The following is a 22,109-nucleotide window of genomic DNA, read 5'->3' on the forward strand; positions in this document are numbered from 1 at the left end:
TTACATATATAAGGAGGAATGGTAAAATGAAGAAAGTATTTTCGGTTTTAGTAACATTAGCTTTAACTATGTCTGTAGTATTTTGGGTCACTCCAAGTAAGTCTTTGGCAGGACCAGCCCCAGCGTTAACGGATTTACAAATTATTGGCATTACATCGGATGGTAACAACTTTGTGTGGGAAGATATCCATCCTTATCAAATGGCAGCAAAAAAACCTTTAAACGGATCTGAAGTTCGTATCGCGGTATATTACAAAGGTACTGAGAGTTATGGAGGGTCACGAATTTATAGTGATGGAGTGGATATCACTTCACAAACAAGCAAGGCAGCTAATGATGATTTATTATCGGGAGCGGATAGAATTGTATATGGATATATAAAGTATTACAAAATCCCAATTGAATTATTAAGCTCTGGGGGAATAACTGTTTCTGCAAAGAATTATTATCCTCCTAATAAAGTTTTTAATGATCGTTTAAGTTTCACAATAAATAATGGAGAGGTGAATTGATTCAATGAGTGTTGATTTTAGCAATCCTAGTAATAAAGCAGCTTTTCAGGCGTATAGTCAATTGACTTTAGTTTCTCGTTTCAAACAGCACCTGGAAACAGGGAGTGATTTTGGAGATCAAACAATAGAAGAAATAGAAAGTCAGATGGGTTTAAGCGAATTTATGGATACAATTAAATCCGACAAAGTGGTTAATCCTGATTTATCTCGTGAAGTATCAGACTTTCATAATGGGATTTTACAGGACAGAATGCGACTCTCTGGAGACGTAGCTTATGCTGGCCAAGTATCTTCTATCATTAATAAAGCTTTTAAGTTAGGGTTAGTAGGTAATGACCAAGAGCTCATTAAAAAATACAAATAATAATTTATTATAAGTTAAAGCATAGATCACAAGCAGTCACTATTTATAATGTGGTTAATTGCAAGGTAAGTAGAACAAGCCCTTCTCGTGTGAGAGGGGCTTTGGTATATTATTTATCGTTTTCGTTTGAAGCAGAAAACAAAATTCCTATTTCTTTGGAGGCGCTGAGGTAATATTCGATTCCGTTTCTTGTAGTTCTTTCTTCTTTACCAATTATATCACTTCCATCAAGACCTAAATCTTTGATCACATTTCCTCGCTCATTTTGTGACAAATCGGGGTTAGTAGTCGTGATAATAAGTCCTAATACGGTTAGTATGTCCAATGCAGATTCTTGACTGCCGTCGCCTACTCCTATCATAGAAACGTCTCTGACTGTATCATCTTTTTTATTGATCGTTATAGTTAAAATAATGTTGTCATTCAAAGTTACCTGTGAAACATCTTGGGCTTTGCCAGATTGGACGCTAGGATTATTAATTTTAAAATCGGATTTAAATTCGTCAGAAGCAGCATTAAATCGTTTAGCAAATTCATCTAAGTTATATCCTAATGATTTATTTTTTAATGCTTGAGCTTCTTCCTTTTCTTTAGCTAGTCGTTTCTCTTCGGCTTCTTTTTTAGCAAGTTCTTTTTCTTTCTTTTTCTTTTCTTCTTCAGTTCTTTTTAATCTTTCTTGTTCTTTTATCTTTTCTTCCTTTTCTTGTCGCTTAGCTTCTTCTTCAGCTAGCCTTTCTTCTTTTTCAATCTGCTCGGCTTCTTTTTTTGCTTGTTCTTCCTGTTTTGCTTCTTCCATCGCATCTTTAGTTTCTGGAGATACAGCTGCAGCAGTAAACATCACTAAGAACCCGGCAGCGATAGTAATTACTGAATTTCGTTTTTGTTGTTTCTTAAATAGATTCTTGATTAATAAAATAATACCAACAATCATTGCTACAAAACCTATAAACACTATAAAACTAATCATTCCACAATCCTCCTGTTTAGTATAATCAACTATATTTTACCTTTCATTGGAGAGATGTGGAAGGAGAGATTTAATTATCTAGTACCAAGTGTTTGCTCCTTTCACATGTAATCAGGACTAGAAATCAAACACACTGGTAGCAAGAGCTTTAATGTGTGCAGATTTCAACTGTTTACGAACGATAGCTGTGTACAATCCAAACTGGTTAGTAACCTTCGAGTTTTTAATCTTCCACACAAGGTCTTTAAATGATTGCAGCGCCACTTCAACCATTTTTGGAGTATTAATATTGTCATACTTTTTGGAGTTAACCAGAGCGATTCTGTACAGCTCTACGATGTCTTTTGAGTCATTAAAAAACATAGATACATAGTCAGCAAAGTCTTTATCGATCCAAGAAGGAATAATTCTGGATAACTCCTTTTCGACACGCTCTGTACGTTTGTTATTAATCTTTTGTTTTAAAGAAATAGATTTTGTTTTATTGGTGTGACAATTTTCTTCATTTTTAATAGGTGCTTGTGTGACAACTTGCTTTTCTTCCACAATTAAAGGTTGGATAACAATAAGGTTGCTTGTTTGCTTCATGTCGCTTCTGCGCTTCATTTCTAGTTGCTTAATAATCCCTAACGACTCCTAAGTGTTGACATGCACGAATAACCGTTCTGCGGCTAATTTCAAGCGATTCAGCAATATGTTTCTTTGTTCTAAAAGACACACCAAAATATTTAGCTGAATAATTGTGTAGGTGATTCAATACAGCCAACTGGTTCTTGTTCAGTTGATCGACAAACTTCTCCTTATATGCGCGAACAGTTTCGTTCAGATCGTCAATCGTTTTAAATGTTGCTAGGTTTTTATACGTTTCATTACCAGCAATAATTGTGATCGCTTGTTTCTTCATATTATATGTCTCCTTTTTGGAAACAAAAAAGCAACGGCCTGTGTAAGCAAACCGTTGCTTGAAGAACCCATATGGTTTAAAATATCCATATGAGCATAGCAAGTGTTTGCCTGGTGTGATCAGGCGGACGGTACATGAGTGTTGGTAGCACTACATGCACACGCTGTGCTCTTTTGTTTTTAGTATAAAAATGCCCGATAAATACCCGATAATTGCCCGATTTTACAACGTCTATACTGATTTATTTTGACGGGTTTAAATTTAAAAACATTGATAAACAATGATTTTTATATTATTTTGATGTGTTTTTCTTCTATAATATATGTTCCGCACACAAGTTCACCCTTGGGAGCGCGAGCAATATTTGCAAATGTATTAATAGAGAAACCCCTTGAGCCATAAGGCTTTGAGGGGTTTTTGTGTAGGGGCAGAATACAAATATAAAATTACTTTTTTAATTCTTGCCCCTTTTTCGCCCCCAATGTAATTTTTGGAATGTATTTGCTTCAGTTTCGATCTGAATCAAATACATAACTACGGAAAACATAATACTGTTTCGTGAAATATACGGTTGTTTCATTTAACAAGTTATATAATAAAAAAGGCCCTTAAAGCTTAATATTCGCTTTAAGGGTCTTCTTATTATGCACCAACTACTTGCCGGTCATATGACTTTTCAACAAACACAGCATGCCAAATCATGAAGATCAGAACGGTCCATATTTTGCGGCTGTAATCGCCTTTGCCTTGGCAATGGTCTTCTAACAGCTGCAGAACATACTGTTTATTAAGAAGGTGGTCTGTTCCGCTCGTCTTAATAATTTGAACAGCCCAGTCGTACATTTCGTCTTTTAACCAATGTCTAATAGGAACAGGGAATCCTAATTTCTTTCTATTTAGAACGTGATCTGGTACAATTCCTTCCGCTGCTTTACGTAAAATATATTTTGTTGTGCCGTCAGCTGTTTTCAATTGTGTAGGAACTTGAGAAGCTACTTCAAATACACGTTTATCTAGAAAAGGAACCCGAAGCTCCAATGAATGCGCCATGGTCATTCGGTCTGCTTTTAATAAGATATCGCCGCGCATCCAAGTATGAATATCGATATATTGCATGCGGTCCACATCGTCGTAGCCAACGGTTTCTTTATACAACTGCTTCGTAATGTTCGTATAGTCCATGCCTGTTTGGTAGTTCTGCAATAATGTTTGTTTCTCTTGCTCTTCAAACATTTTCGCATTCCCGATATAACGTTCCTCCATCGGGGTTACTCCGCGTTCAATAAAGCTTTTTCCTTTTACTCCTTCAGGCATAATTTGCGACAATTTTTTCAAAGAAGCTTGGAGCATAGAAGGTACGTAATTAAAGAATTTCAATGATTGAGGTTCGCGATAAATATTGTAACCGCCAAATAATTCATCGGCGCCTTCGCCAGATAGTACAACAGTTACATGTTTTCTCGCTTCTCTAGCTACGAAATACAGTGGAACACAAGCTGGATCAGCTAGTGGATCGCCCATATGCCAAATGATTTTTGGAAGTTCCTTCATGTATTCTTCAGGAGAAATGATATAACTGATATTTTCTAATCCTAACTTTTCCGCTGTTTCTTTCGCTACATCAACTTCGCTAAAACCATCACGCTCGAAGCCGACAGAGAACGTCTTAATGCTAGGGTGATAAGTTTTTGCAATCGCAGCAATAACGGAAGAATCGATTCCCCCTGATAGGAATGAACCCACTGGTACATCACTTCGCATATGTACTTTTACAGAATCGAAAAGTACATCTTGGACCATTTTGACATAATCTGTTTCAGAACGAAGAACTGGAGAAAAAGAAGCTTTCCAGTAACGGTGAATTTTCATTTCTTCTCCGATCTTTTTCGTGAAGTAGTGCCCAGGCTCTAATTTATATATATCTGTATCCATCGTTTGCGGTTCAGGTACATATTGATAAGTTAAATAATTTTGCAGCGCAGTCTCATTTAAGTTAGTGGCAGACAACGCTTGTAAAATACTTTTCTTTTCAGATGCGAAATATGTCCGGTTACCGTCTTGTTTGTAGAAGAACGGCTTAATGCCAAAGGGATCGCGGGCACCGAATAATTCTTTACGCTTTTTATCCCAAATAACGAATGCGAACATTCCACGCAGTTTATCTACCGTTTTCTCTCTTATTTGACTGTATAAAGCGATAATAGTTTCAGTATCAGAAGAAGTATTAAACTTAACACCTTGTTGTTCTAACTCTTCTCTTATTTCTACATAATTATAAATTTCGCCGTTGAAAATGATCCAATAATTCTCGTTTTCAAAAGACAGCGGTTGTGTACCACTTTCAATATCAATAATACTTAGTCTTCTGAAACCAAATTGGACATAATCATCTTGATAATATCCTTCCTCATCAGGACCTCTATGATAAATAATATCATTCATATCTTTAAACTGCTGATCGGACAATCGGATAGCAGTTGTTTCATCGTAAGCACAGCCTATAAAACCACACATATCTTTCACCTTTCTATCATTGATTATTAAAATATTAAATGCAGTCAGTAAAGCATATTAACTCATTATACAGGGTAACACAATCTGCTTCAAACGGGAAACAATATATAAACTTATTTCTTTAGTAAATAAAAAAAGCTTTCTCATAGGGAGTGGTATCCTACGTGAGAAAGCTTCTGATTTTTAATGGATTTGGCGGAAAACCCCAATCACTTTTCCGAGAATCTTGACAGTTTTTAAGATGATTGGTGCCATGGAAGAATTTTCTGGTTGTAATCGAATGTAATCTTCCTCTTTAAAAAAACGTTTAACGGTCGCTTCATCTTCCTCCGTCATCGCTACAACGATATCACCATTTTTTGCTGTTTGTTGTTGCCGAACGACCACGTAATCCCCATTTAATATACCTGCTTCAATCATGCTGTCTCCCATGATTTCTAACATAAAAACATGCTCATCCCCAGCTGCTAGTTTTTCTGGGAGTGGGAAATATTCTTCAACATTTTCAATGGCTGTGATGGGAAGACCAGCAGTTACTTTCCCGATTAATGGTACGTTAATAACATTTTGTTTCGGAACCGTTTCGTCGATATCAAGAACTTCAATTGCTCGCGGCTTTGTAGGATCTCTGCGAATATATCCTTTACTTTCAAGACGTGCAAGGTGTCCATGTACGGTTGAACTTGAGGCAAGACCAACGGCTTCTCCGATTTCCCTGACAGATGGGGGATATCCTTTCGTTCTAACTTCTTGTCTAATAAAGTCTAATATATCCTGTTGCCTTTTCGAAATTTTCATCATCATTTACACCTCTTCCATTCGACTCTTTTCTTCATTATACCATGTTTGAAAATTAGGTACAAACATAAGTTCGAAAATAGACTTGACACAAACAAATGTTCTAAATAGAATAATAGTAGGTTTACGAACAAATATTCGATCAAGGGGTTGAACATATGCAAACTTTAATAAAAAATTACTCTTTCGTCTTATTATTTATAGTTGTGACAGTAGTTGCTGGTGCTATATTAATTTTTAATATCGGTGAAGAAAGCGATCCCTATTTAGAGGTTGTTGTACAAGAAGGAGACTCATTATGGACGATTGCAGAAAAATATCATAAGATAAACGGCATGAAACAGGAAGATTTTATTATTTGGGTTCAGACAGAAAATGAGCTGCATACAGCAAGAATTCAACCAGGTGATGTGTTAGTGCTTCCGTTGAGTTCCGCTCACTCAACCTACTCTGACCATCAGTTAGCTTTTAAAAAGAACTAAATGGGTAACGGCCATGTCTTATAGAAAAAGCGAGTAATAGTGGATAGATGTGTTTGCGCACTGGTTATTCGTTCAGTTTTTTATCAAGGAGGAGTATTTTTAATGAAGGCGATTATTTATTGCCGGGTCAGTACGAAGAAGGACTCGCAAGAAACGTCTCTTGAACGGCAAGAAGAAGAGCTATTACAATTAGCAGCCACCTATGGATATGAAGTGGAAGCTGTTATTAAAGATCAAGCCAGCGGTTATGAGCTTGACAGAGAAGGGATTCTACAATTATTAGATGTCATAAAAGAAGGAAGAGCTGAAGTGGTTCTCATTCAAGATGAGACGAGGATTGGCCGCGGTAACGCTAAGATTGCTCTTTTGCATTCTTTATTTAAAGATGGAGCAAAGGTATATACTATAGCCGATGAAGGAGAACTGCAACTATCCGAATCTGATTCGATGGTCATCAACATTGTAAGTATGGTGGAGGAGTATCAAAGAAAAATACATAATTTAAAAATTAAACGCGGCATGAAGAGAGCTGTAGAAAATGGCTATCAACCGGAAAAAAACTTAAAAAATCGAGGGAATTTAGCAGGAAGAGAGCGTAAAGAGGTACCAATAGAAGAAATTGTCCAGTTGAGAAAGAACCGGCTGACATTCGGGGAAATTGCCGCTACTTTAAGAGGATTTGGATATGATGTTTCGAAAGCGACCGTACATCGCCGATATAAGGAATACATAGAAAGTCAGCCGAAGACAAGCGAGCAGTAGCGTCTTGCTTGTTTGCCTGCTTTTTCTTTAGTAAAATAGTGTCGGAAGTTGCGAGGAAAAGAGGGGAAATCCATGCTATCTGCAGAAAAAATAGCGAGAATTAATGAATTGGCTAAAAAGTCCAAAACAGAAGGTCTAACCGGTGAGGAAAAACAAGAGCAAGTACATTTACGCCAAGAGTATTTACAAGCGTTTCGCCGTTCAATGAGAAATACAGTTGAAACCGTTAGAGTTTTTGACCCTGAAGGCAATGAAGTAACGCCTAAAAAAGTGAAAGACATACAAAATAAAAAAAGAATGCACTAAGCTGGGAAATCCCAGCTTTTTGTGTATAGTAAGAAAAGTAAAAGAGGAGTTCACCTACGTCTTGTATATTTGGACAAAGACCTATAATATTAAGAATGACTATTATGCGCTGAAGAAAGGATGTTTGTGATGTTTGATAAAGTAGATCAACAGGCAGTGAATACTATTCGCACACTTTCAATTGATGCAATTGAAAAGGCTAATTCTGGCCACCCAGGTTTGCCAATGGGAGCGGCACCGATGGCCTATACTCTTTGGAGCCGTTTTTTAAATCATAACCCTAAAAATTCAAAGTGGTTTAATCGTGATCGTTTTGTATTATCAGCTGGTCATGGCTCCATGCTATTATACAGCTTGCTTCATCTATCCGGTTATGATCTTTCCATGGAAGAGATTAAAAACTTCCGTCAGTGGGGAAGTAAAACGCCGGGGCATCCAGAGTATGGTCATACAGACGGGGTAGAAGCAACGACAGGTCCTCTTGGACAAGGAATTGCGATGGCAGTAGGAATGGCCATGGCTGAACGTCATTTAGCAGCTGTTTACAATAAAGAGGACATGGAAATTATCAATCATTATACATACACATTATGTGGAGATGGTGATTTAATGGAAGGTGTTGCGTCAGAGGCGGCATCTTTAGCAGGGCATTTGAAATTAGGACGCTTAGTTGTATTGTACGATTCCAACGATATTTCTCTTGATGGGGATCTGGATAAATCGTTCTCAGAAAGTGTAAAAGGCCGATTTGAATCATATGGATGGCAATATTTACGAGTGGAAGATGGGAATGATATGGAGGAGGTTGCCAAAGCAATAGAGGCAGCTCAAAAAGATACAGATCGTCCATCTATCATTGAAGTTAAGACAGTTATTGGTTATGGTTCGCCAAATAAATCAGGTAAATCAGATGTTCACGGCGCTCCGTTAGGCGAGGATGAGCGGAAATTAACAAAAGAGGCTTACCAATGGACGTTTGAAGAAGATTTTTATGTGCCTGATGAAGTGTATAATCGTTTTGAAGAAATGATTGTTCAGCCAGGACAAACGAAAGAAAATGAGTGGAATCAGTTATTCGAACAATATAAAAATCAGCATCCTGAACTTGGCAAACAGCTAGAACTTGCTATTAAAGGAGAGTTAGCAGAAGGTTGGGAAAAGGATATTCCTGTTTATGAAGAAGGAACGAGCATTGCTAGCCGCTCTTCTTCTAGCGAAGTCATTAACGCGATTGCTAATAACCTTCCGACTTTTATTGGCGGTTCTGCTGACCTTGCCGGCTCGAATAAAACAATGATCAAGAAAGCAGAAGATTTCTCTGCTACTTCCTATGAAGGACGCAATATTTGGTTCGGTGTTCGCGAATTTGCGATGGGAGCGGCAATGAATGGAATGGCGCTTCATGGAGGTCTTCAAGTATTCGGTGGAACATTCTTTGTTTTCTCTGACTACTTACGTCCAGCGATACGTTTAGCTGCTTTAATGGGTCTCCCTGTTTCTTACGTGTTTACTCATGATAGTATTGCAGTAGGGGAAGATGGACCTACGCATGAGCCGATTGAGCAACTTTCATCGTTGCGCTCGATGCCTAACTTAAACGTATTACGTCCGGCAGACGGGAATGAAACAGCGGCCGCTTGGAAAATCGCACTGACATCTAAATCTACACCTTCTGTACTCGTGCTAACTCGTCAAAACTTACCGACTATTAAAGGGACAGCTCAAACAGCAGAAGAAGGAGTAGCGAAAGGGGCTTATATCATTTCTGCCTCTGAGAAAGAAACTCCTGATCTTCTTCTTTTAGCAACAGGTTCCGAGGTTGGCCTAGCGGTTGAAGCGCAACAAGCTTTACTTCAAGAGGGAATTCACGCTTCAGTTATTAGCATGCCTTCATGGAAGTTATTCGAACAGCAATCAGAAGAGTATAAACGTTCGGTGCTTCCGAAATCTGTTAAAAAGCGTCTTGCGATTGAAATGGGTGCTTCTTTAGGTTGGGAGCGTTACACTGGCGATGAAGGTGATATTATCGCTATTGATCAATTTGGTGCTTCTGCTCCGGGCGAGTTAGTGATGAAAGAATATGGCTTCACTGTTGACAATGTAGTTTCACGCGCTAAATTATTATTAGAAAATGAATAAGCTACAGCCAACTCCTGTATAAGGGGTTGGCTTTTTTACTTTGTTAAACCATAATGTTGCTACTTGAACAGAGTTATTCTTTAAATAGAATAGCCGAATCGACAAAACTAGTGGTGTTTTTTTTCAAGCTTCAACAAGTTTACGTTTAGTTATTGACTATAATTAGGATAAAAAGCTTGCAGGAGGTTCAATAGATGAGAAGCTATCAAATTTACTGGATTACTGAAGAATTTGCTCATTATTTTTATGGACGAGAACAAAATTTTTTTCAGCTATTTTTTGAAAGCTCCTGTGGGGAAAGTGAACAGCAACAAATTATTGAAAAACAAATTCAATACATTACAAACAAGTTTTTGATTTCTGAAGTGAGAGATTTGCTCTGGGAAGCTTTATCAGCAAGAAGTTGGTTTAATATACACAATGATCATTATTTTCAGATTGATCTCCCAAATAATAAGGGACGAGCAGAATTGTTTGTTGATGAACAATGCTTATATTTACAGGCCTCGGGAAGCTATGAATCAGAAGCAATTTTTTTCCATGCACTGAAAAAAATGAACGCATATCTGTTTGCAGTTGACTTTAAAAGGAAAAATTATGGCTGGCTTGAGCCTATCAAGAAAGAAATCCTGTTTAGATGAGGAAAATTTCTCTTTCATGTTGTATAATGACTTGTGGTTTAGTAAACTTTTAGTAGACAACATGAAGGAGGAAGTATTTTATGTGGTATGTGCTAGTTGGAATTCTGGCTCTAGCGGCTGGAGTTGCAATTGGGTTTTTCATTGCTCGTAAGTACATGATGGATTACTTGAAGAAAAACCCACCAATTAATGAACAAATGCTACGCATAATGATGATGCAAATGGGACAAAAACCATCCCAAAAGAAGATAAATCAAATGATGGCGCAAATGAACAAGCATATGGATGGGAAGTGATTCAGAGTCATTTCAATGATTTTCACAAGGAGGACTGAATGCTCCTAGAAACTCTTGAAATTATAATTGAGTTTACTTTTCATGCTTAAAACGCTTCTTTTCTATGTATTGTATAGAAGAGAAGCGTTTTTTTATTGGTAGGAGATGGATCATTTACAAATGCGGTGATACATGCATACTATCAATAAAATAAATTCGAAATTATCAATTATAAAAATAATCAATAAATGCCTAAAGCTGTATAAATTAATATCATATATATGGTAACAGAAATACTTTAAAGATAATTATATGCAGGAGGAAAATGTATAATGCCGAAAAAAATAAGTGAAGATATGATGGATCCGAACTTTGTTAAAAAAGTGAATGATACCGTTGAGTATTTGGATGATGTTTCAATTAATATAAAAAAATTCGGAGTTGTTGGAGATGGTATTATTGATGATACAAACGCGTTACAAGCAGCATTTGATTACTCATCTATCCATAAAGCTAAAGTCTTTAATGGAGATAAAAATGCTGTTTTTAGAATCACTTCACCACTTTATATTCAATCACATGCAAATATTGATCTTGGCCATGCTGAAATTAGAAAAGTGAATAACAAAAAAGGTGAGGGTTCAAATCTTTTTTTTACAGCTGAAGGAATCATCGATTATTACACTGTTGATGCTCATATGATTATAAAACATCAAGATAATGAATATGCAGAAAATGTAAAAATTAAAAATGTGTATTTTGGATCAAAGCACACAAATCAATGGCATGAATATGGTATTTTTGCGCCTAGACTGACTAACTCAGAAATGGATAGTATTAAAGGTGAAGCGTATAAGTTCAATACTTTAGTTAAAGGCTTTACATGGTGGTTGATACCGACATTGGATAACCTCAGACAGGATGGAGGCTTTTGTGTTTTTCATTTAGATGACGATGGATCAGGGGCTGGTGGATCAACTTCTATTCACTCAAAACAGATTGTTGGTACTGATATGAAAAACTGTCTAAAAATTTTCGGGTTGTCATATTCTGTATTTGATGTTCCTTTGGTGGATTATTCTAGGGAAGAAGCTTTTTATATAGAATCATCTGAAAGTCTTATTTTTAATTCTCCATCGGCAGAATGGCTTAACTCTGGTGAATTTCTGGTTATGACAAATTCAAAGGTGGTAATTAATAGTCCTAGAGCTACTGAGATAAAAGGGTCGGATATTAAAGAAACGTACCTACTGTCTATTGACAATGGAAGTTCTTTAGTGATGAATGGTGGCATTTTTAAAGACTATATTTCAGGGAATTATGCTGTAAACTTACCTCTTGTAGTAAACAATGATTCTCATGTAACATTAAACCAAACCATCCTTCCTAGTAATGGAAATTTATATAATCCTCTTACTGGCGGATCAACGGTCACAGAAATCAATTCTAACGGGATAAGTGTAAAAAATTCAGAAGGAAAAGGAATAATAATTAATGGTAGGAAGATTTTTTTTGAATCGGACATTCCGACAAGTGGTGAATATGCACTCGGCGATGTGGTCATCAACTTATCTCCACAAAAGCATGGCGTCGGTTCGTGGGTATGCTTAGAGGCTGGAAGCCCTGGTAAATGGGGAGTTTTATCAATTATAAAAAGCGAGAAATCAGGTACTTCTTATTTGAGTGGTAATAGTATTCAAAAGACGTATAGTATACCACATGGGCTAGGAGAAGTACCTAATGTTGCGTTTGTACAGCCAAGTAATGCAGTAGCAGGTGAAGCAAAAATCAATTATATTACTTATAATGAAAAGAATTTGATCATCAATTTTTTAAATGCACCTAAAACGGGAACGAATAATGTAAAAGTTCACTGGAAAGTGGAGGGGTAAGCAGTGTGACTTTTGGCTTGTTATGCTAAAAAAGAGCAAATAGAAAAAGAGTTTGCTCTTTTTAATTTTAGCTCTTGGTTTGATAAGAAAAGGTGAGGGCTGAAATTGTTAAGCCTTATAAAGAATATGGGCTTTCTTTGTTTTTGGATAATTAGGTCAACGGTTTATTTTTATCGACTAAAGGTTGAATATAATTACGATCATAATCATTTAATAACGTATCTAGTTCTTGGCTGTATTGAATCGCTAATGGAGAATTTAATCCGTAAATGGATACAATGTCTAATAATTCTAGGCGTTTTTTTTCTATTGTATCTAATAAATGTTCTTTAGACACTCCGGTAAATCCTTTCATGATTGTATTTAATGGATTATTGATAGTATAACCAATTTTTTTCTTTTTTTCAAAAAATTCTTCTTCCGCTATTTTCTTTGTCTGAATAAGATCATTAGGAGGGGAGGTTGTTATTTGTCACAAAGTATTCATAAATTATTTTTTCGCGTATCTTTAAAAACTTTGTTACAATAGCAAAAGAAAGGCGGGGGGTCTTTATGAGTGATGTCAATATTTTTATAGCCTTCGGGGCTGGGTTTTTAAGTTTTATTTCACCTTGCTGCTTACCACTTTATCCAGCATTTTTATCATACATAACGGGAATGAGTGTAAATGAAGTAAAAAATGATAATGCGATGCTCCAAAGAAGAAGCATGCTGCACACTCTCTTCTTTTTACTAGGTTTTTCTATTATTTTTATTGCGCTCGGCTTTACTAGTTCTTTTATTGGGAATATTTTGTTTCAGTATCAAGATTTAATTCGCCAAATGGGCGCGATATTTATTGTCTTTTTTGGTTTAGTCGTAACAGGTATTTTGCAGCCTAAATTTATGATGACGGATCGTCGGATAGAGTTTAAAAATCGGCCGAGCGGTTATTTAGGATCTGTATTGATTGGGCTTGCTTTTGCGGCAGGATGGACTCCTTGTACAGGGCCGATATTACTATCTGTATTTACCCTTGCAGCATCCAATCCAGGTTCTGGTTTGCTTTATATGCTTGCTTATACACTTGGATTTGCTATTCCCTTTTTTGTACTTTCTTTCTTTATTGGCCGTATGAAGTGGATTCGTACGCATAGTGCGAAAATTGTGAAAGTGGGCGGCTATGTTATGATCATCATGGGGATTGTTCTATTTTTCAACTGGATGACGAAGATTATTTCGCTGTTAAGTCCGATTTTTGGAGATTTTACTGGGTTCTAACAGGGCATATGAAATAGAGGTTAAAATTGGGGAGGAACGTATGTGGCGAGTGTTTTGATTGTAGATGATACAAAGTTTATGAGAGCAACGTTAACAGACATGTTAGTCAAGTTGAATCATAATGTCATCGGTGAAGCTGAAAACGGAGCAGAAGCAGTGAGCTTATATCGAAAGCTACGGCCGGATATCGTGACGATGGATATCACAATGCCTATTATGAATGGGATTGAAGCAACAAGTAAAATCAAAGCTGAATTTCCTGAAGCGAAAATTATTATATGTTCAGCGATGGGGCAGCAAAGAATGGTAATGGAGGCGATTGAGGCGGGAGCAAAGGATTTTGTGACTAAACCATTCGATGAAGCACGTGTAGATGAATCCTTGCGGCGCATACTAAGTTAAATCATTTGCGACGGTTTCGAATGATTCCGTTGCTAATATGGCTACTTATAAAATTTATTTTAGGATAAGGGTTGATGAAGATGTTATATGTAGCTTCATCTGTGTTCGCAGTTCTGATGGGAATTGGCGTGATTGTTATTCGAATGAAAGCTTCGAAGAAACCAACGTCCGTTAAAAAGATTATTTTGCCTCCTGTATTTATGAGTACAGGGGCATTAATGTTTATTATTCCTGAATTCAGAGTGAGTTTAATGGAACTATTAGAAGCGATGATAGTAGGCATGTTGTTTTCCATTTTATTAATTAAAACATCTAATTTTGAGATTCGAGATCAGCAAATTTATTTGAAACGTTCTAAAGCGTTTCCGATTATTTTAATTAGCTTGCTTATTATCCGGATTATTGGCAAAGGAATATTAAGTAGTTCGATTGATGTGGGCGAGCTAAGTGGCATGTTTTTTATTTTGGCCTTCTCCATGATCGTTCCTTGGCGTATTGCGATGTATATAAAATATCAAAAGTTAAGCCGAGAACTAGGTAAATAGAATGAAAAGAACACGCAGAGAAAAAATTTCTGCGTGTTCTTTTCATTCTGTTCAAATAAGCTCAAAATCCATTATCACATTTTAATGAGACAACATAATAAGATTAAAACAAATGTTCATAGGGAGAGATATCAATGTTCATTTCGTCGAGTTTTTTTCGCAAAAACTTATGGTCTCGTTTTGGAGTCGCAATGATGTATCCGCGGATTACTAGGTCCTGTGTGACTTCTGTTGCCTTTTCTTTTAACGTGATCTCACCAATTTTTCCGGCAATTTTATGACGAGCAACATCGCGGAACAATTCAGGTACTGGGCTGACAAGCTCCTCTAGTAAGTCCTTTTCTTGCTGTTTCCATAAGTTTCTCGTTTGTGTTACATAGTATTCTTCCCAATCCATATCCGAAAAGCCATCTTCTTTTGGAAAGCGTTTTAAAAATTTTCTAAACATAAAGAAGCCACCAATAGCAAAGCTTCCCATTAATATAACGACCCAGAATAAAATAAAATAAGAAAACCAGCCTTCTAGCATTATGCAACCTCCAACTATCACTTACTTTCGTTACTATTATAGACAATTGATGGAGGTGAAACAATAGATAAACAGTAGGTGCGGAGCTGTTTGCATTTTGTTCATTTGCATTCATTCAATAATTCGTTACTATTAAATATACAGATTATGATAGAGGTGAGACAAGGTGAAGTTTATTCATACAGCGGATTGGCACTTAGGAAAGCTCGTTCACGGGGTATATATGACGACTGAACAAAGAGAGGTGCTTAGGCAATTTGTTGCTGTTGTTGAGCAAGAAAAACCGGATGCTGTCGTCATTGCTGGGGATTTGTATGATCGTTCCGTTCCGCCGACAGAAGCGGTAGAGTTGCTGAATGAGGTCATGTTTCAAATCAATGTGGAGCTTAAGACACCGATTGTGGCGATTGCGGGAAATCATGATAGTGCTGAGCGGCTTTCTTTCGGTGCTTCGTGGTTTAAACAGAGTAGCTTTTATTTAAAAGGAAAGCTTGATCAAGATTTTGCACCTGTATCGATCAATGGCGTAAATTTTTACTGCATCCCTTATGCAGAACCTGGAGTCGTTCGCGAATTGTTAGGTGATGATTCGATTCAGTCTCATCAACAAGCAATGAAGGCAATTATTGAAAAAATAGAAGAAGAGATGAACAAGAAAGAGATTAACGTATTTGTCGGTCATGCGTTTGTTCTTGGCGGTCAAACGAGTGACTCGGAACGAACGTTGTCTGTCGGTGGTTCAGGTTGTGTCAGTATCGATTTATTTGAGCCTTTTCATTATACAGCCCTTGGTCATTTACATAGTCCTTATGCGATTAAACATGATACGGTTCGCTATTCTGGTTCTCTATTAAAATACTCTTTTTCCGAAGTGAAACAGCGGAAAAGCATTTCGATTGTTGAGATTACAGATGGAGGAAAAGTGACGATTGAAGAGCGAACTCTCACGCCGAAAAGAGATATGCGTGAAATAGAAGGAACGCTTGAAGAACTGCTGGACCCAAGTCGTATTCAAAATGAGAAAGTGGAAGATTATTTAAAAGTTACCTTGCTAGACAAGGGGGCGTTGATTGATCCGATGAACAAATTGAGACAAGTATACCCAAACGTCTTACATCTCGATCGGAAAATCGAGCTTACTGATCAAAAAAAGAAACAAAATTATACTTCGGTGCGTGATGAAAAGAAAACTGAACTCGATCTTTTCGCAGACTTTTACACCCAAATGACGACGGAGCCATTCACAACAGATAAGGAGAAAGTAATGAGAAAGCTAATCCAGGAGGTCAAATTGGAGGTTGAGCAAACATGAAGCCGTTAAAATTAACGATGCAAGCATTTGGTCCTTATGCGGGAAAGGAAGTCATCGATTTTGGTCAGCTTGAAAATCATACGATGTTTGTTATTTCTGGCCGAACAGGTTCAGGAAAAACGACGATTTTTGATGGGATTAGCTTTGCGATTTACGGACGGGCAAGCGGTGATGGAAGAACGGGTGCGGAACTTCGCAGTCACTTTGCCAGCGATGACTTATTGACCGAAGTTATGCTTCAATTTTCATTGAATGGTCATACATATGAAATTTCTCGTGCACCTCAGCAAGAGAAGAAGAAAGAACGGGGAGACGGTTATCGAACTGTAACAGCAAAAGCGGAGCTGTATGAGTGGACAAATGATGGAAAAAGAAAGCTCTTAGCAGCGAATGTGAGAGACGTTGATGAAAAGATTAAAGAAATTGTGCAACTAGATGCCAATCAGTTTCGCCAAATTTTAATGATCCCTCAAGGAGAGTTCAGAAGGTTACTTGTTTCGGACAGTAAAGATAAAGAACAAATACTTCAGCGGCTGTTTCACACTCAGTTTTACAAAAAGATTGAAGAGAAATTAAAAGTAGAAGCGAATTCCTTAAAACAGAAGGTGCAATCGGGTGCAGAGGAACGAACGCAGCTGTTAAAAAGTATTCAATCATCTTCGGAAGAAATGGTTCAACTACTTCAAGCATCACCATTAAACGAAACAGCTGTCATCACTCAACTAGCCAAAGATATCGAAGATTTGACAGTTCAATCAAATCATATTCAACAAACTCTTTCCAAGAAGAGTCATTTGCGCGATGAATGGAATAGAAAGTTGGACCAAGCTGAGCGAATTGTGGTGCAAATTGAGAAAAAAGAGCAGTTAGACAAACAGCTCGAACAATTGCAGGAAAGACAAGAGGAGATGGTACATAAACAAGAAGAAATTATCTGGGCTGAAAAAGCAACGAAACTTGAACAGCAAGAGAAAGAGTGCAAGGCGTTAAAAAGGGAGCTAGATCGGCTTCACGAGAGAATGGAAGGGACACAAAAGGAACTAGCTCTACAACAGGAAGCTTATATGCAAGCAGACAGAGTATGGGAAGAAGAGAATTCTAAAGAGGAAGAACGGCATCGGGCGACCGAGGATGTCAGCAGATTAAATGCAATGAAAGAAGCGGTTTACTCCCTTGACCAAGAACAGCAACAGCTTGAGCGATTGAAGAGACAAACGAAACAATTAGAGGAGCATCAACTTCAATTGTCAGATAAATATGAGGAAGTCGAGCGCCGAATTGATCAAGTAGAGATAGAGCTGTCTTCTCTAGACCAACAGCAAAGTCAGCTTTATCAAGAGGAAATGAAGCTAACTAAAGTAACGCAGCATATTCAGCTTTATCAAGAAATAGTAACGAAGCAAGCAGACATTTCACGCTTGCAGCGCCAGCATTGCGAGTTAACGAACCAAGAAGAAGAAAAAAGTGCGCAGCTCCTTCAAGTGCGAATGAAACTGCAGACGCTAGAATCGGAATGGAATAAACATCAAGCCGGGATATTAGCTGCAACATTAGTACATGGTAAGCCTTGCGCTGTCTGCGGTTCTACTCATCACCCGCATCCTGCTTCAGAAATGTTAGGGGGGCCTAAGAAAGAAGAGATTCAATTAGCAAAAGCCGAAGTAGAAAGACTAGAACATGAACATCGTCAAATAGAAAAGAACAAGATGGAGAAGCAAACCCGCCTGGAAGTAACTGCGGAAGCGTTGGATAAGCTAGAGAAAGAAGCAAAAATGATTGGTTTAGATCACGATCTCGCCATTCATGAGCTGTTGGAACAAAAACGAGTGAGTGAAGCGACCATTCAAGAAGCGAAGGAAAGACTCAAACTAAAAACAAAATGGATCGAAACGAAGGAAGAGTTGAAACAAGCGAAACAAAAGCTTCAACAAGAGATAAGTGAGTTTCAAACAAAGGCAGATCAAGTCCAAGAACGATTTGTAACAAAGCGTGCAGAAATGGAACATTTATTAAAAAGTATCCCTGTTGCTATTCGGCAAAAAACAGCTTTTGATCAAGCGCTCCAGCAGGCGGAAAAACGGAAGCAACAACTGTTTGAACGATTAGATCAAGCGTTGAAGCAAAAACAGTTAAATGAAAAAAATGTCGCGACGGTAGCAGCGACTCTTCAAGAAGTCGAATATATGCATAGAGGTAAACAGGAACAACTGGAAAAAGAGCGGAATGTGTTTTTGGAGTTAATGAATCAGTATCAATTTAAAGATTATAAGCAATACGAAAGTAGCAAACGATCGGAAGCTATAATTAAGCAAATACAGCAAGAGATTATGACCTATAATGAGGACTTGCGATCAGTATCAGACAGAAGACATGAGCTAATACAATTGTTAGAGGGTGTGGAAAAACCGGATGTGGATCGAATAAAGCAGGAGCTAGTATCGATTACAGAGCAGATCACCGCCGAGCAGGAGAAATGGGCGCTCTCATCCGCTCTCATTCGCGACTGCCAGAGGATTAAAGAACGAGCAGAAGAACTAAACGAAGATTTAAAAGAATTAGAGGAGCAATATCAATTAATTGGTCATCTGTATGACATGACACATGGGAATAATGTTCATAAGTTAACATTTGAAAGATATGTACTCGCCTCATTTTTAGATGATATTTTAGCGGTAGCAAATGAACGGCTCGTCAAAATGACGGCAGGGCGGTATCATTTACGCCGAAAAACAGACCGAGCGAGAGGCAATGCACAAAGTGGTCTTGAATTACTAGTGTTTGATCAATATACAGGACAAGAACGGCATGTGAAGACGTTATCCGGCGGAGAAAGTTTTAAAGCCTCTTTAGCGTTAGCACTCGGTTTAGCAGAAGTAGTTCAGCAATATGCAGGTGGTGTATCGTTAGAAACGATGTTTATTGATGAGGGCTTTGGTACGCTTGACCAAGAATCGCTCGATCAAGCGATTGAAGCGTTAATGGACATTCAAAGCAGTGGTCGATTAGTGGGCGTTATTTCGCACGTTCCGGAGTTGAAAGAGAGAATTGAAGCGCGTTTAGAAGTGATTTCTACTCAAAGTGGAAGCTACACGGAGTTTCAATTTTTCGGATAACGATCATTGGAGGTTTGGGGGGTGAACGAGCTTCACGCCCCTTATCATCGGTACGCATTTTCTAATATGAGCATATAATCATATATGTGATTTGGAAAATATGCTATCATTAATTTAAACGATATTTAAGAAGTGGGGGGGTTTGATGGCGGAGTATCGGTTGAAAGGTCTTTCATGTGCGAATTGTGCTCGGGAAATGGAAGAAGAAATACAGAAGCTTCCACATGGAAAAGAAGCCAAAATACATTTTAACTCAGGTAAGCTGTCCGTACCTGAAGGGATGAATTTGCCTCATGTAGAGAAAATATTAGCGAAAGATGGAGCGGCGATCATTAAAGAAGAGGGTTTTTCCGATGAAGAAGGACATCAGCATGTGGAGGATCATGGTGGTCCAAATTGGAAAGTATTACTCTCTCTTTCTGCGGTCTTGTTTGTTGCTGCTTTTCTGCTTGAAGATGATTTGCATATGGCGGCAGTTGTATCTATTTACGTCGCTGCAACAGCGATTAGTGGCTACCAGACGTTTATGAAAGGAATAAAAAATCTTTTTCGTTTGAAATTCAATATTGATACGTTAATGACTGTAGCCTTAATTGGTGCATTTAGCATTGGGGAATGGCGAGAAGGCACGCTAGTAGCGATTCTTTTTGGATTAAATGAATATTTAGAAGGACTAGGAATGGAAAAAGCGAGACAATCGATGGCTGCTTTACTTCAAGTGGCGCCGAAAGAAGCAGTCTTAATCGATGGAGGGCATGAGAAAGTCGTTCAGATCTCTACTTTGAAAATCGGAGACATCGTTCTTGTGAAGGCAGGCGAAAAAATTCCTTCTGATGGGAAAGTGATTGAAGGGAAAAGTTCGGTCAACGAATCAGCGATTACAGGAGAATCGATGCCTGCTGATAAGCAAACCGGAGACGATGTTTTTGGAGGAAGCGTCAATAATGAAGGGGTATTAAAAATTGAGATCGTAAAGGCTTACGAAGATTCTTCATTGGCAAAAGTTTTACACCTTGTCGAAGAAGCTCAAGAAACAAAAACACCTACTGAGTTATTTATTAATCGATTTGCTAAATATTATACACCGGCGATTATGTTGATTTCAGTTGTCGTGATGATTGCGCCGCCCCTTTTGTTTGGAGGTGACTGGGGAGCATGGTTTTATCAAGGATTAGCAGTTTTAATTGTTGGTTGTCCATGCGCTTTAATCTTATCTTCCCCGATTGCCATTGTGTCTGGAATTACGAGAAATGCTAGAAAGGGCATCCTTGTAAAAGGTGGAGTTCATTTAGAACAATTAGGAAAAATAGAGACGATTGCTTTTGACAAAACGGGTACTTTAACAAAAGGCGAGCCCCATGTAGAACAAACGATTGTCTATGAATCGAGTTTTTATCAAATTGCTGGGGCTATTGAGAAAAACTCCTCTCATCCACTAGCGATAGCTGTCATAAGAGAAGTGGCAAAAAAAGAATCTCATATAGAGGAGGCAGTGGACGTCCAAACAATTGTGGGGCAGGGGGTTTCCGCACGCGTTAATGAAAAAAGCTATTATTTAGGAAATGAAAATAGTTTGTCTCATCTATCATTACCGAATAACATAAAAGAAGATATCGCACAATTAAAAGAAAATGGGTATACTTTAGTAGCGGTAGCTGATGAGGATCAAGTGCTTGGCTTATTTGGTATCTCTGATCAAATTCGTCCAGAAGCTCATCAATTAATGAAGGATCTTCAAGAAAATGGAATCAAACGAACCGTTATGCTGACAGGCGATCATGAAAAATCTGCAGAAAAAGTGGCAACAGCTATTGGCTTAACTGACTATTATGCAGGTTTACTGCCAGATGAAAAAGTGCAAAAAATTAAAGAATTAACGAAAACGTCTATTATAGCGATGATAGGTGACGGCATTAATGATGCCCCGGCATTGGCGACAGCCGACCTTGGCATTGCGATGGGAAAAGGAACGGACAGTGCCATTGAAACGGCTGATATTGTGTTAATGCAAGATCATCTCGGGAAACTTCCTTCAGCTATTTCCATTAGCAAACGAGTCAATCGCATTATTAAGACCAATATTACGCTTGCTTTAGGCTTAAAATTAATTGCTTTATTGTTAACGATTCCAGGATTACTTACCCTTTGGATTGCGATTTTATCTGACATGGGCGCAACGATCATAGTTACGCTCATTAGCTTAACAATCTTAGTTGAAAAGAAACAAGAAAAAATAAAGAGTGTTCCAGTAAACGGCAGTGACAAAGGGTCTTCCTCCACTGTTCTTCAAAGACGTTCATAAATTGTTCAGATTCATTTACAGTATGCCATTGAGAAATAGAAGAGGATACAATACGATTGAACTAGCATACCTTGCATTGATGTAGGAGGG

General features: G+C 37.8%; 20 protein-coding genes and 1 pseudogene. 15 read left to right on the forward strand and 6 right to left on the reverse strand.

Features of this window, described 5'->3' with window-relative positions; translation table 11 throughout:
• Positions 1–26 precede the first annotated feature (26 nt).
• Positions 27–512: a DUF4879 domain-containing protein gene (locus IRB43_RS05545; RefSeq protein WP_203362468.1), complete on the forward strand. Its 486-nt coding sequence runs from the start codon at positions 27–29 to the stop codon at positions 510–512.
• A gap of 4 nt (positions 513–516) precedes the next feature.
• Positions 517–876 carry a hypothetical protein gene (locus IRB43_RS05550; protein ID WP_203362469.1) on the forward strand — a complete coding sequence of 120 codons (360 nt, stop codon included), beginning with the start codon at positions 517–519 and terminating at the stop codon, positions 874–876.
• 109 nt (positions 877–985) lie between these two features.
• Here IRB43_RS05550 and IRB43_RS05555 read toward each other — a convergent pair whose 3' ends face one another.
• The 4 genes and pseudogenes from IRB43_RS05555 to lexA form a co-directional block, all read right to left on the reverse strand.
• Positions 986–1,843 carry a hypothetical protein gene (locus IRB43_RS05555; RefSeq protein ID WP_203362470.1) on the reverse strand — a complete coding sequence of 286 codons (858 nt, stop codon included), beginning with the start codon at positions 1,841–1,843 and terminating at the stop codon, positions 986–988.
• A 117-nt stretch (positions 1,844–1,960) separates the two neighbouring features.
• A pseudogene (locus IRB43_RS18140) lies at positions 1,961–2,747 on the reverse strand (helix-turn-helix domain-containing protein).
• 642 nt (positions 2,748–3,389) lie between these two features.
• Positions 3,390–5,261, reverse strand: coding sequence for an asparagine synthase (glutamine-hydrolyzing) (asnB, locus tag IRB43_RS05565; RefSeq protein ID WP_203362471.1), 1,872 nt, complete (start codon positions 5,259–5,261; stop codon positions 3,390–3,392).
• Between the two features lie 183 nt (positions 5,262–5,444).
• The gene (gene lexA / locus IRB43_RS05570) at positions 5,445–6,062 is read right to left on the reverse strand and encodes a transcriptional repressor LexA (RefSeq protein ID WP_203362788.1); all 618 of its coding nucleotides are present in this window, start codon (positions 6,060–6,062) and stop codon (positions 5,445–5,447) included.
• Between the two features lie 155 nt (positions 6,063–6,217).
• Between lexA and yneA the strand changes: the two genes are divergently transcribed.
• The 7 genes from yneA to IRB43_RS05605 all read left to right on the forward strand — a co-directional run bounded on the left by yneA (position 6,218) and on the right by IRB43_RS05605 (position 12,556).
• Positions 6,218–6,541, forward strand: coding sequence for a cell division suppressor protein YneA (gene yneA, locus IRB43_RS05575; protein WP_203362472.1), 324 nt, complete (start codon positions 6,218–6,220; stop codon positions 6,539–6,541).
• Positions 6,542–6,643: 102 nt separating this feature from the next.
• Positions 6,644–7,303 (forward strand): YneB family resolvase-like protein, encoded by a 660-nt coding sequence (locus IRB43_RS05580; RefSeq protein WP_203362473.1) that lies wholly within the window; start codon positions 6,644–6,646, stop codon positions 7,301–7,303.
• A 72-nt stretch (positions 7,304–7,375) separates the two neighbouring features.
• The gene (locus IRB43_RS05585) at positions 7,376–7,609 is read left to right on the forward strand and encodes a DUF896 domain-containing protein (protein WP_203362474.1); all 234 of its coding nucleotides are present in this window, start codon (positions 7,376–7,378) and stop codon (positions 7,607–7,609) included.
• A 129-nt stretch (positions 7,610–7,738) separates the two neighbouring features.
• Complete coding sequence (gene tkt / locus IRB43_RS05590) at positions 7,739–9,748, forward strand: transketolase (RefSeq protein ID WP_203362475.1); 2,010 nt, start codon at positions 7,739–7,741, stop codon at positions 9,746–9,748.
• A gap of 194 nt (positions 9,749–9,942) precedes the next feature.
• Positions 9,943–10,389 (forward strand): sporulation inhibitor of replication protein SirA, encoded by a 447-nt coding sequence (gene sirA / locus IRB43_RS05595; RefSeq protein WP_203362476.1) that lies wholly within the window; start codon positions 9,943–9,945, stop codon positions 10,387–10,389.
• A gap of 80 nt (positions 10,390–10,469) precedes the next feature.
• Positions 10,470–10,685 (forward strand): YneF family protein, encoded by a 216-nt coding sequence (locus tag IRB43_RS05600; RefSeq protein ID WP_203362477.1) that lies wholly within the window; start codon positions 10,470–10,472, stop codon positions 10,683–10,685.
• A gap of 311 nt (positions 10,686–10,996) precedes the next feature.
• Positions 10,997–12,556, forward strand: coding sequence for a hypothetical protein (locus IRB43_RS05605; RefSeq protein ID WP_203362478.1), 1,560 nt, complete (start codon positions 10,997–10,999; stop codon positions 12,554–12,556).
• Between the two features lie 151 nt (positions 12,557–12,707).
• Here the strand turns inward: IRB43_RS05605 and IRB43_RS05610 are convergent, their stop codons facing one another.
• Positions 12,708–12,911 (reverse strand): aspartyl-phosphate phosphatase Spo0E family protein, encoded by a 204-nt coding sequence (locus tag IRB43_RS05610; protein ID WP_238941841.1) that lies wholly within the window; start codon positions 12,909–12,911, stop codon positions 12,708–12,710.
• A gap of 197 nt (positions 12,912–13,108) precedes the next feature.
• Between IRB43_RS05610 and IRB43_RS05615 the strand changes: the two genes are divergently transcribed.
• The 3 genes from IRB43_RS05615 to IRB43_RS05625 all read left to right on the forward strand — a co-directional run bounded on the left by IRB43_RS05615 (position 13,109) and on the right by IRB43_RS05625 (position 14,763).
• The gene (locus IRB43_RS05615; protein WP_203362479.1) at positions 13,109–13,816 is read left to right on the forward strand and encodes a cytochrome c biogenesis CcdA family protein; all 708 of its coding nucleotides are present in this window, start codon (positions 13,109–13,111) and stop codon (positions 13,814–13,816) included.
• 42 nt (positions 13,817–13,858) lie between these two features.
• Positions 13,859–14,218 carry a response regulator gene (locus IRB43_RS05620; RefSeq protein WP_203362480.1) on the forward strand — a complete coding sequence of 120 codons (360 nt, stop codon included), beginning with the start codon at positions 13,859–13,861 and terminating at the stop codon, positions 14,216–14,218.
• Between the two features lie 80 nt (positions 14,219–14,298).
• Positions 14,299–14,763, forward strand: a complete 465-nt coding sequence (locus IRB43_RS05625) for a CcdC family protein (RefSeq protein ID WP_203362790.1) — start codon at positions 14,299–14,301, stop codon at positions 14,761–14,763.
• A gap of 103 nt (positions 14,764–14,866) precedes the next feature.
• Here the strand turns inward: IRB43_RS05625 and IRB43_RS05630 are convergent, their stop codons facing one another.
• Positions 14,867–15,292, reverse strand: coding sequence for a DUF2621 domain-containing protein (locus IRB43_RS05630; RefSeq protein WP_203362481.1), 426 nt, complete (start codon positions 15,290–15,292; stop codon positions 14,867–14,869).
• 166 nt (positions 15,293–15,458) lie between these two features.
• Here IRB43_RS05630 and IRB43_RS05635 point away from each other — a divergent pair, with 166 nt between their 5' ends.
• The 3 genes from IRB43_RS05635 to IRB43_RS05645 all read left to right on the forward strand — a co-directional run bounded on the left by IRB43_RS05635 (position 15,459) and on the right by IRB43_RS05645 (position 22,019).
• A complete protein-coding gene (locus IRB43_RS05635) occupies positions 15,459–16,604 on the forward strand; it encodes an exonuclease SbcCD subunit D C-terminal domain-containing protein (RefSeq protein ID WP_203362482.1) in 1,146 nt (381 codons plus the stop codon).
• Positions 16,601–19,717, forward strand: coding sequence for an AAA family ATPase (locus IRB43_RS05640; RefSeq protein WP_203362483.1), 3,117 nt, complete (start codon positions 16,601–16,603; stop codon positions 19,715–19,717). Before IRB43_RS05635 ends, IRB43_RS05640 begins: the two co-directional genes overlap by 4 nt.
• A 145-nt stretch (positions 19,718–19,862) precedes the next feature.
• Entirely contained in the window at positions 19,863–22,019 is a 2,157-nt protein-coding gene (locus IRB43_RS05645; protein ID WP_203362484.1) for a heavy metal translocating P-type ATPase, read from the forward strand.
• The last annotated feature ends 90 nt before the right edge of the window (positions 22,020–22,109 follow it).

This window comes from Bacillus sp. REN10 (assembly GCF_016820555.1).
Taxonomy (GTDB): domain Bacteria; phylum Bacillota; class Bacilli; order Bacillales; family Domibacillaceae; genus Bacillus_CE.

Coding starts and splice junctions, on each gene's coding strand:
- IRB43_RS05550 (WP_203362469.1), top strand. CDS start 517: ATGAGTGTTGATTTTAGCAATCCTAGTAATAAAGCAGCTTTTCAGGCG.
- asnB (WP_203362471.1), bottom strand. CDS start 5,261: ATGTGTGGTTTTATAGGCTGTGCTTACGATGAAACAACTGCTATCCGA.
- IRB43_RS05610 (WP_238941841.1), bottom strand. CDS start 12,911: ATGAAAGGATTTACCGGAGTGTCTAAAGAACATTTATTAGATACAATA.
- IRB43_RS05605 (WP_203362478.1), top strand. CDS start 10,997: ATGCCGAAAAAAATAAGTGAAGATATGATGGATCCGAACTTTGTTAAA.
- tkt (WP_203362475.1), top strand. CDS start 7,739: ATGTTTGATAAAGTAGATCAACAGGCAGTGAATACTATTCGCACACTT.
- lexA (WP_203362788.1), bottom strand. CDS start 6,062: ATGATGAAAATTTCGAAAAGGCAACAGGATATATTAGACTTTATTAGA.
- IRB43_RS05545 (WP_203362468.1), top strand. CDS start 27: ATGAAGAAAGTATTTTCGGTTTTAGTAACATTAGCTTTAACTATGTCT.
- IRB43_RS05615 (WP_203362479.1), top strand. CDS start 13,109: ATGAGTGATGTCAATATTTTTATAGCCTTCGGGGCTGGGTTTTTAAGT.
- yneA (WP_203362472.1), top strand. CDS start 6,218: ATGCAAACTTTAATAAAAAATTACTCTTTCGTCTTATTATTTATAGTT.
- IRB43_RS05640 (WP_203362483.1), top strand. CDS start 16,601: ATGAAGCCGTTAAAATTAACGATGCAAGCATTTGGTCCTTATGCGGGA.
- IRB43_RS05625 (WP_203362790.1), top strand. CDS start 14,299: ATGTTATATGTAGCTTCATCTGTGTTCGCAGTTCTGATGGGAATTGGC.
- sirA (WP_203362476.1), top strand. CDS start 9,943: ATGAGAAGCTATCAAATTTACTGGATTACTGAAGAATTTGCTCATTAT.
- IRB43_RS05645 (WP_203362484.1), top strand. CDS start 19,863: ATGGCGGAGTATCGGTTGAAAGGTCTTTCATGTGCGAATTGTGCTCGG.
- IRB43_RS05630 (WP_203362481.1), bottom strand. CDS start 15,292: ATGCTAGAAGGCTGGTTTTCTTATTTTATTTTATTCTGGGTCGTTATA.
- IRB43_RS05580 (WP_203362473.1), top strand. CDS start 6,644: ATGAAGGCGATTATTTATTGCCGGGTCAGTACGAAGAAGGACTCGCAA.
- IRB43_RS05555 (WP_203362470.1), bottom strand. CDS start 1,843: ATGATTAGTTTTATAGTGTTTATAGGTTTTGTAGCAATGATTGTTGGT.
- IRB43_RS05585 (WP_203362474.1), top strand. CDS start 7,376: ATGCTATCTGCAGAAAAAATAGCGAGAATTAATGAATTGGCTAAAAAG.
- IRB43_RS05600 (WP_203362477.1), top strand. CDS start 10,470: ATGTGGTATGTGCTAGTTGGAATTCTGGCTCTAGCGGCTGGAGTTGCA.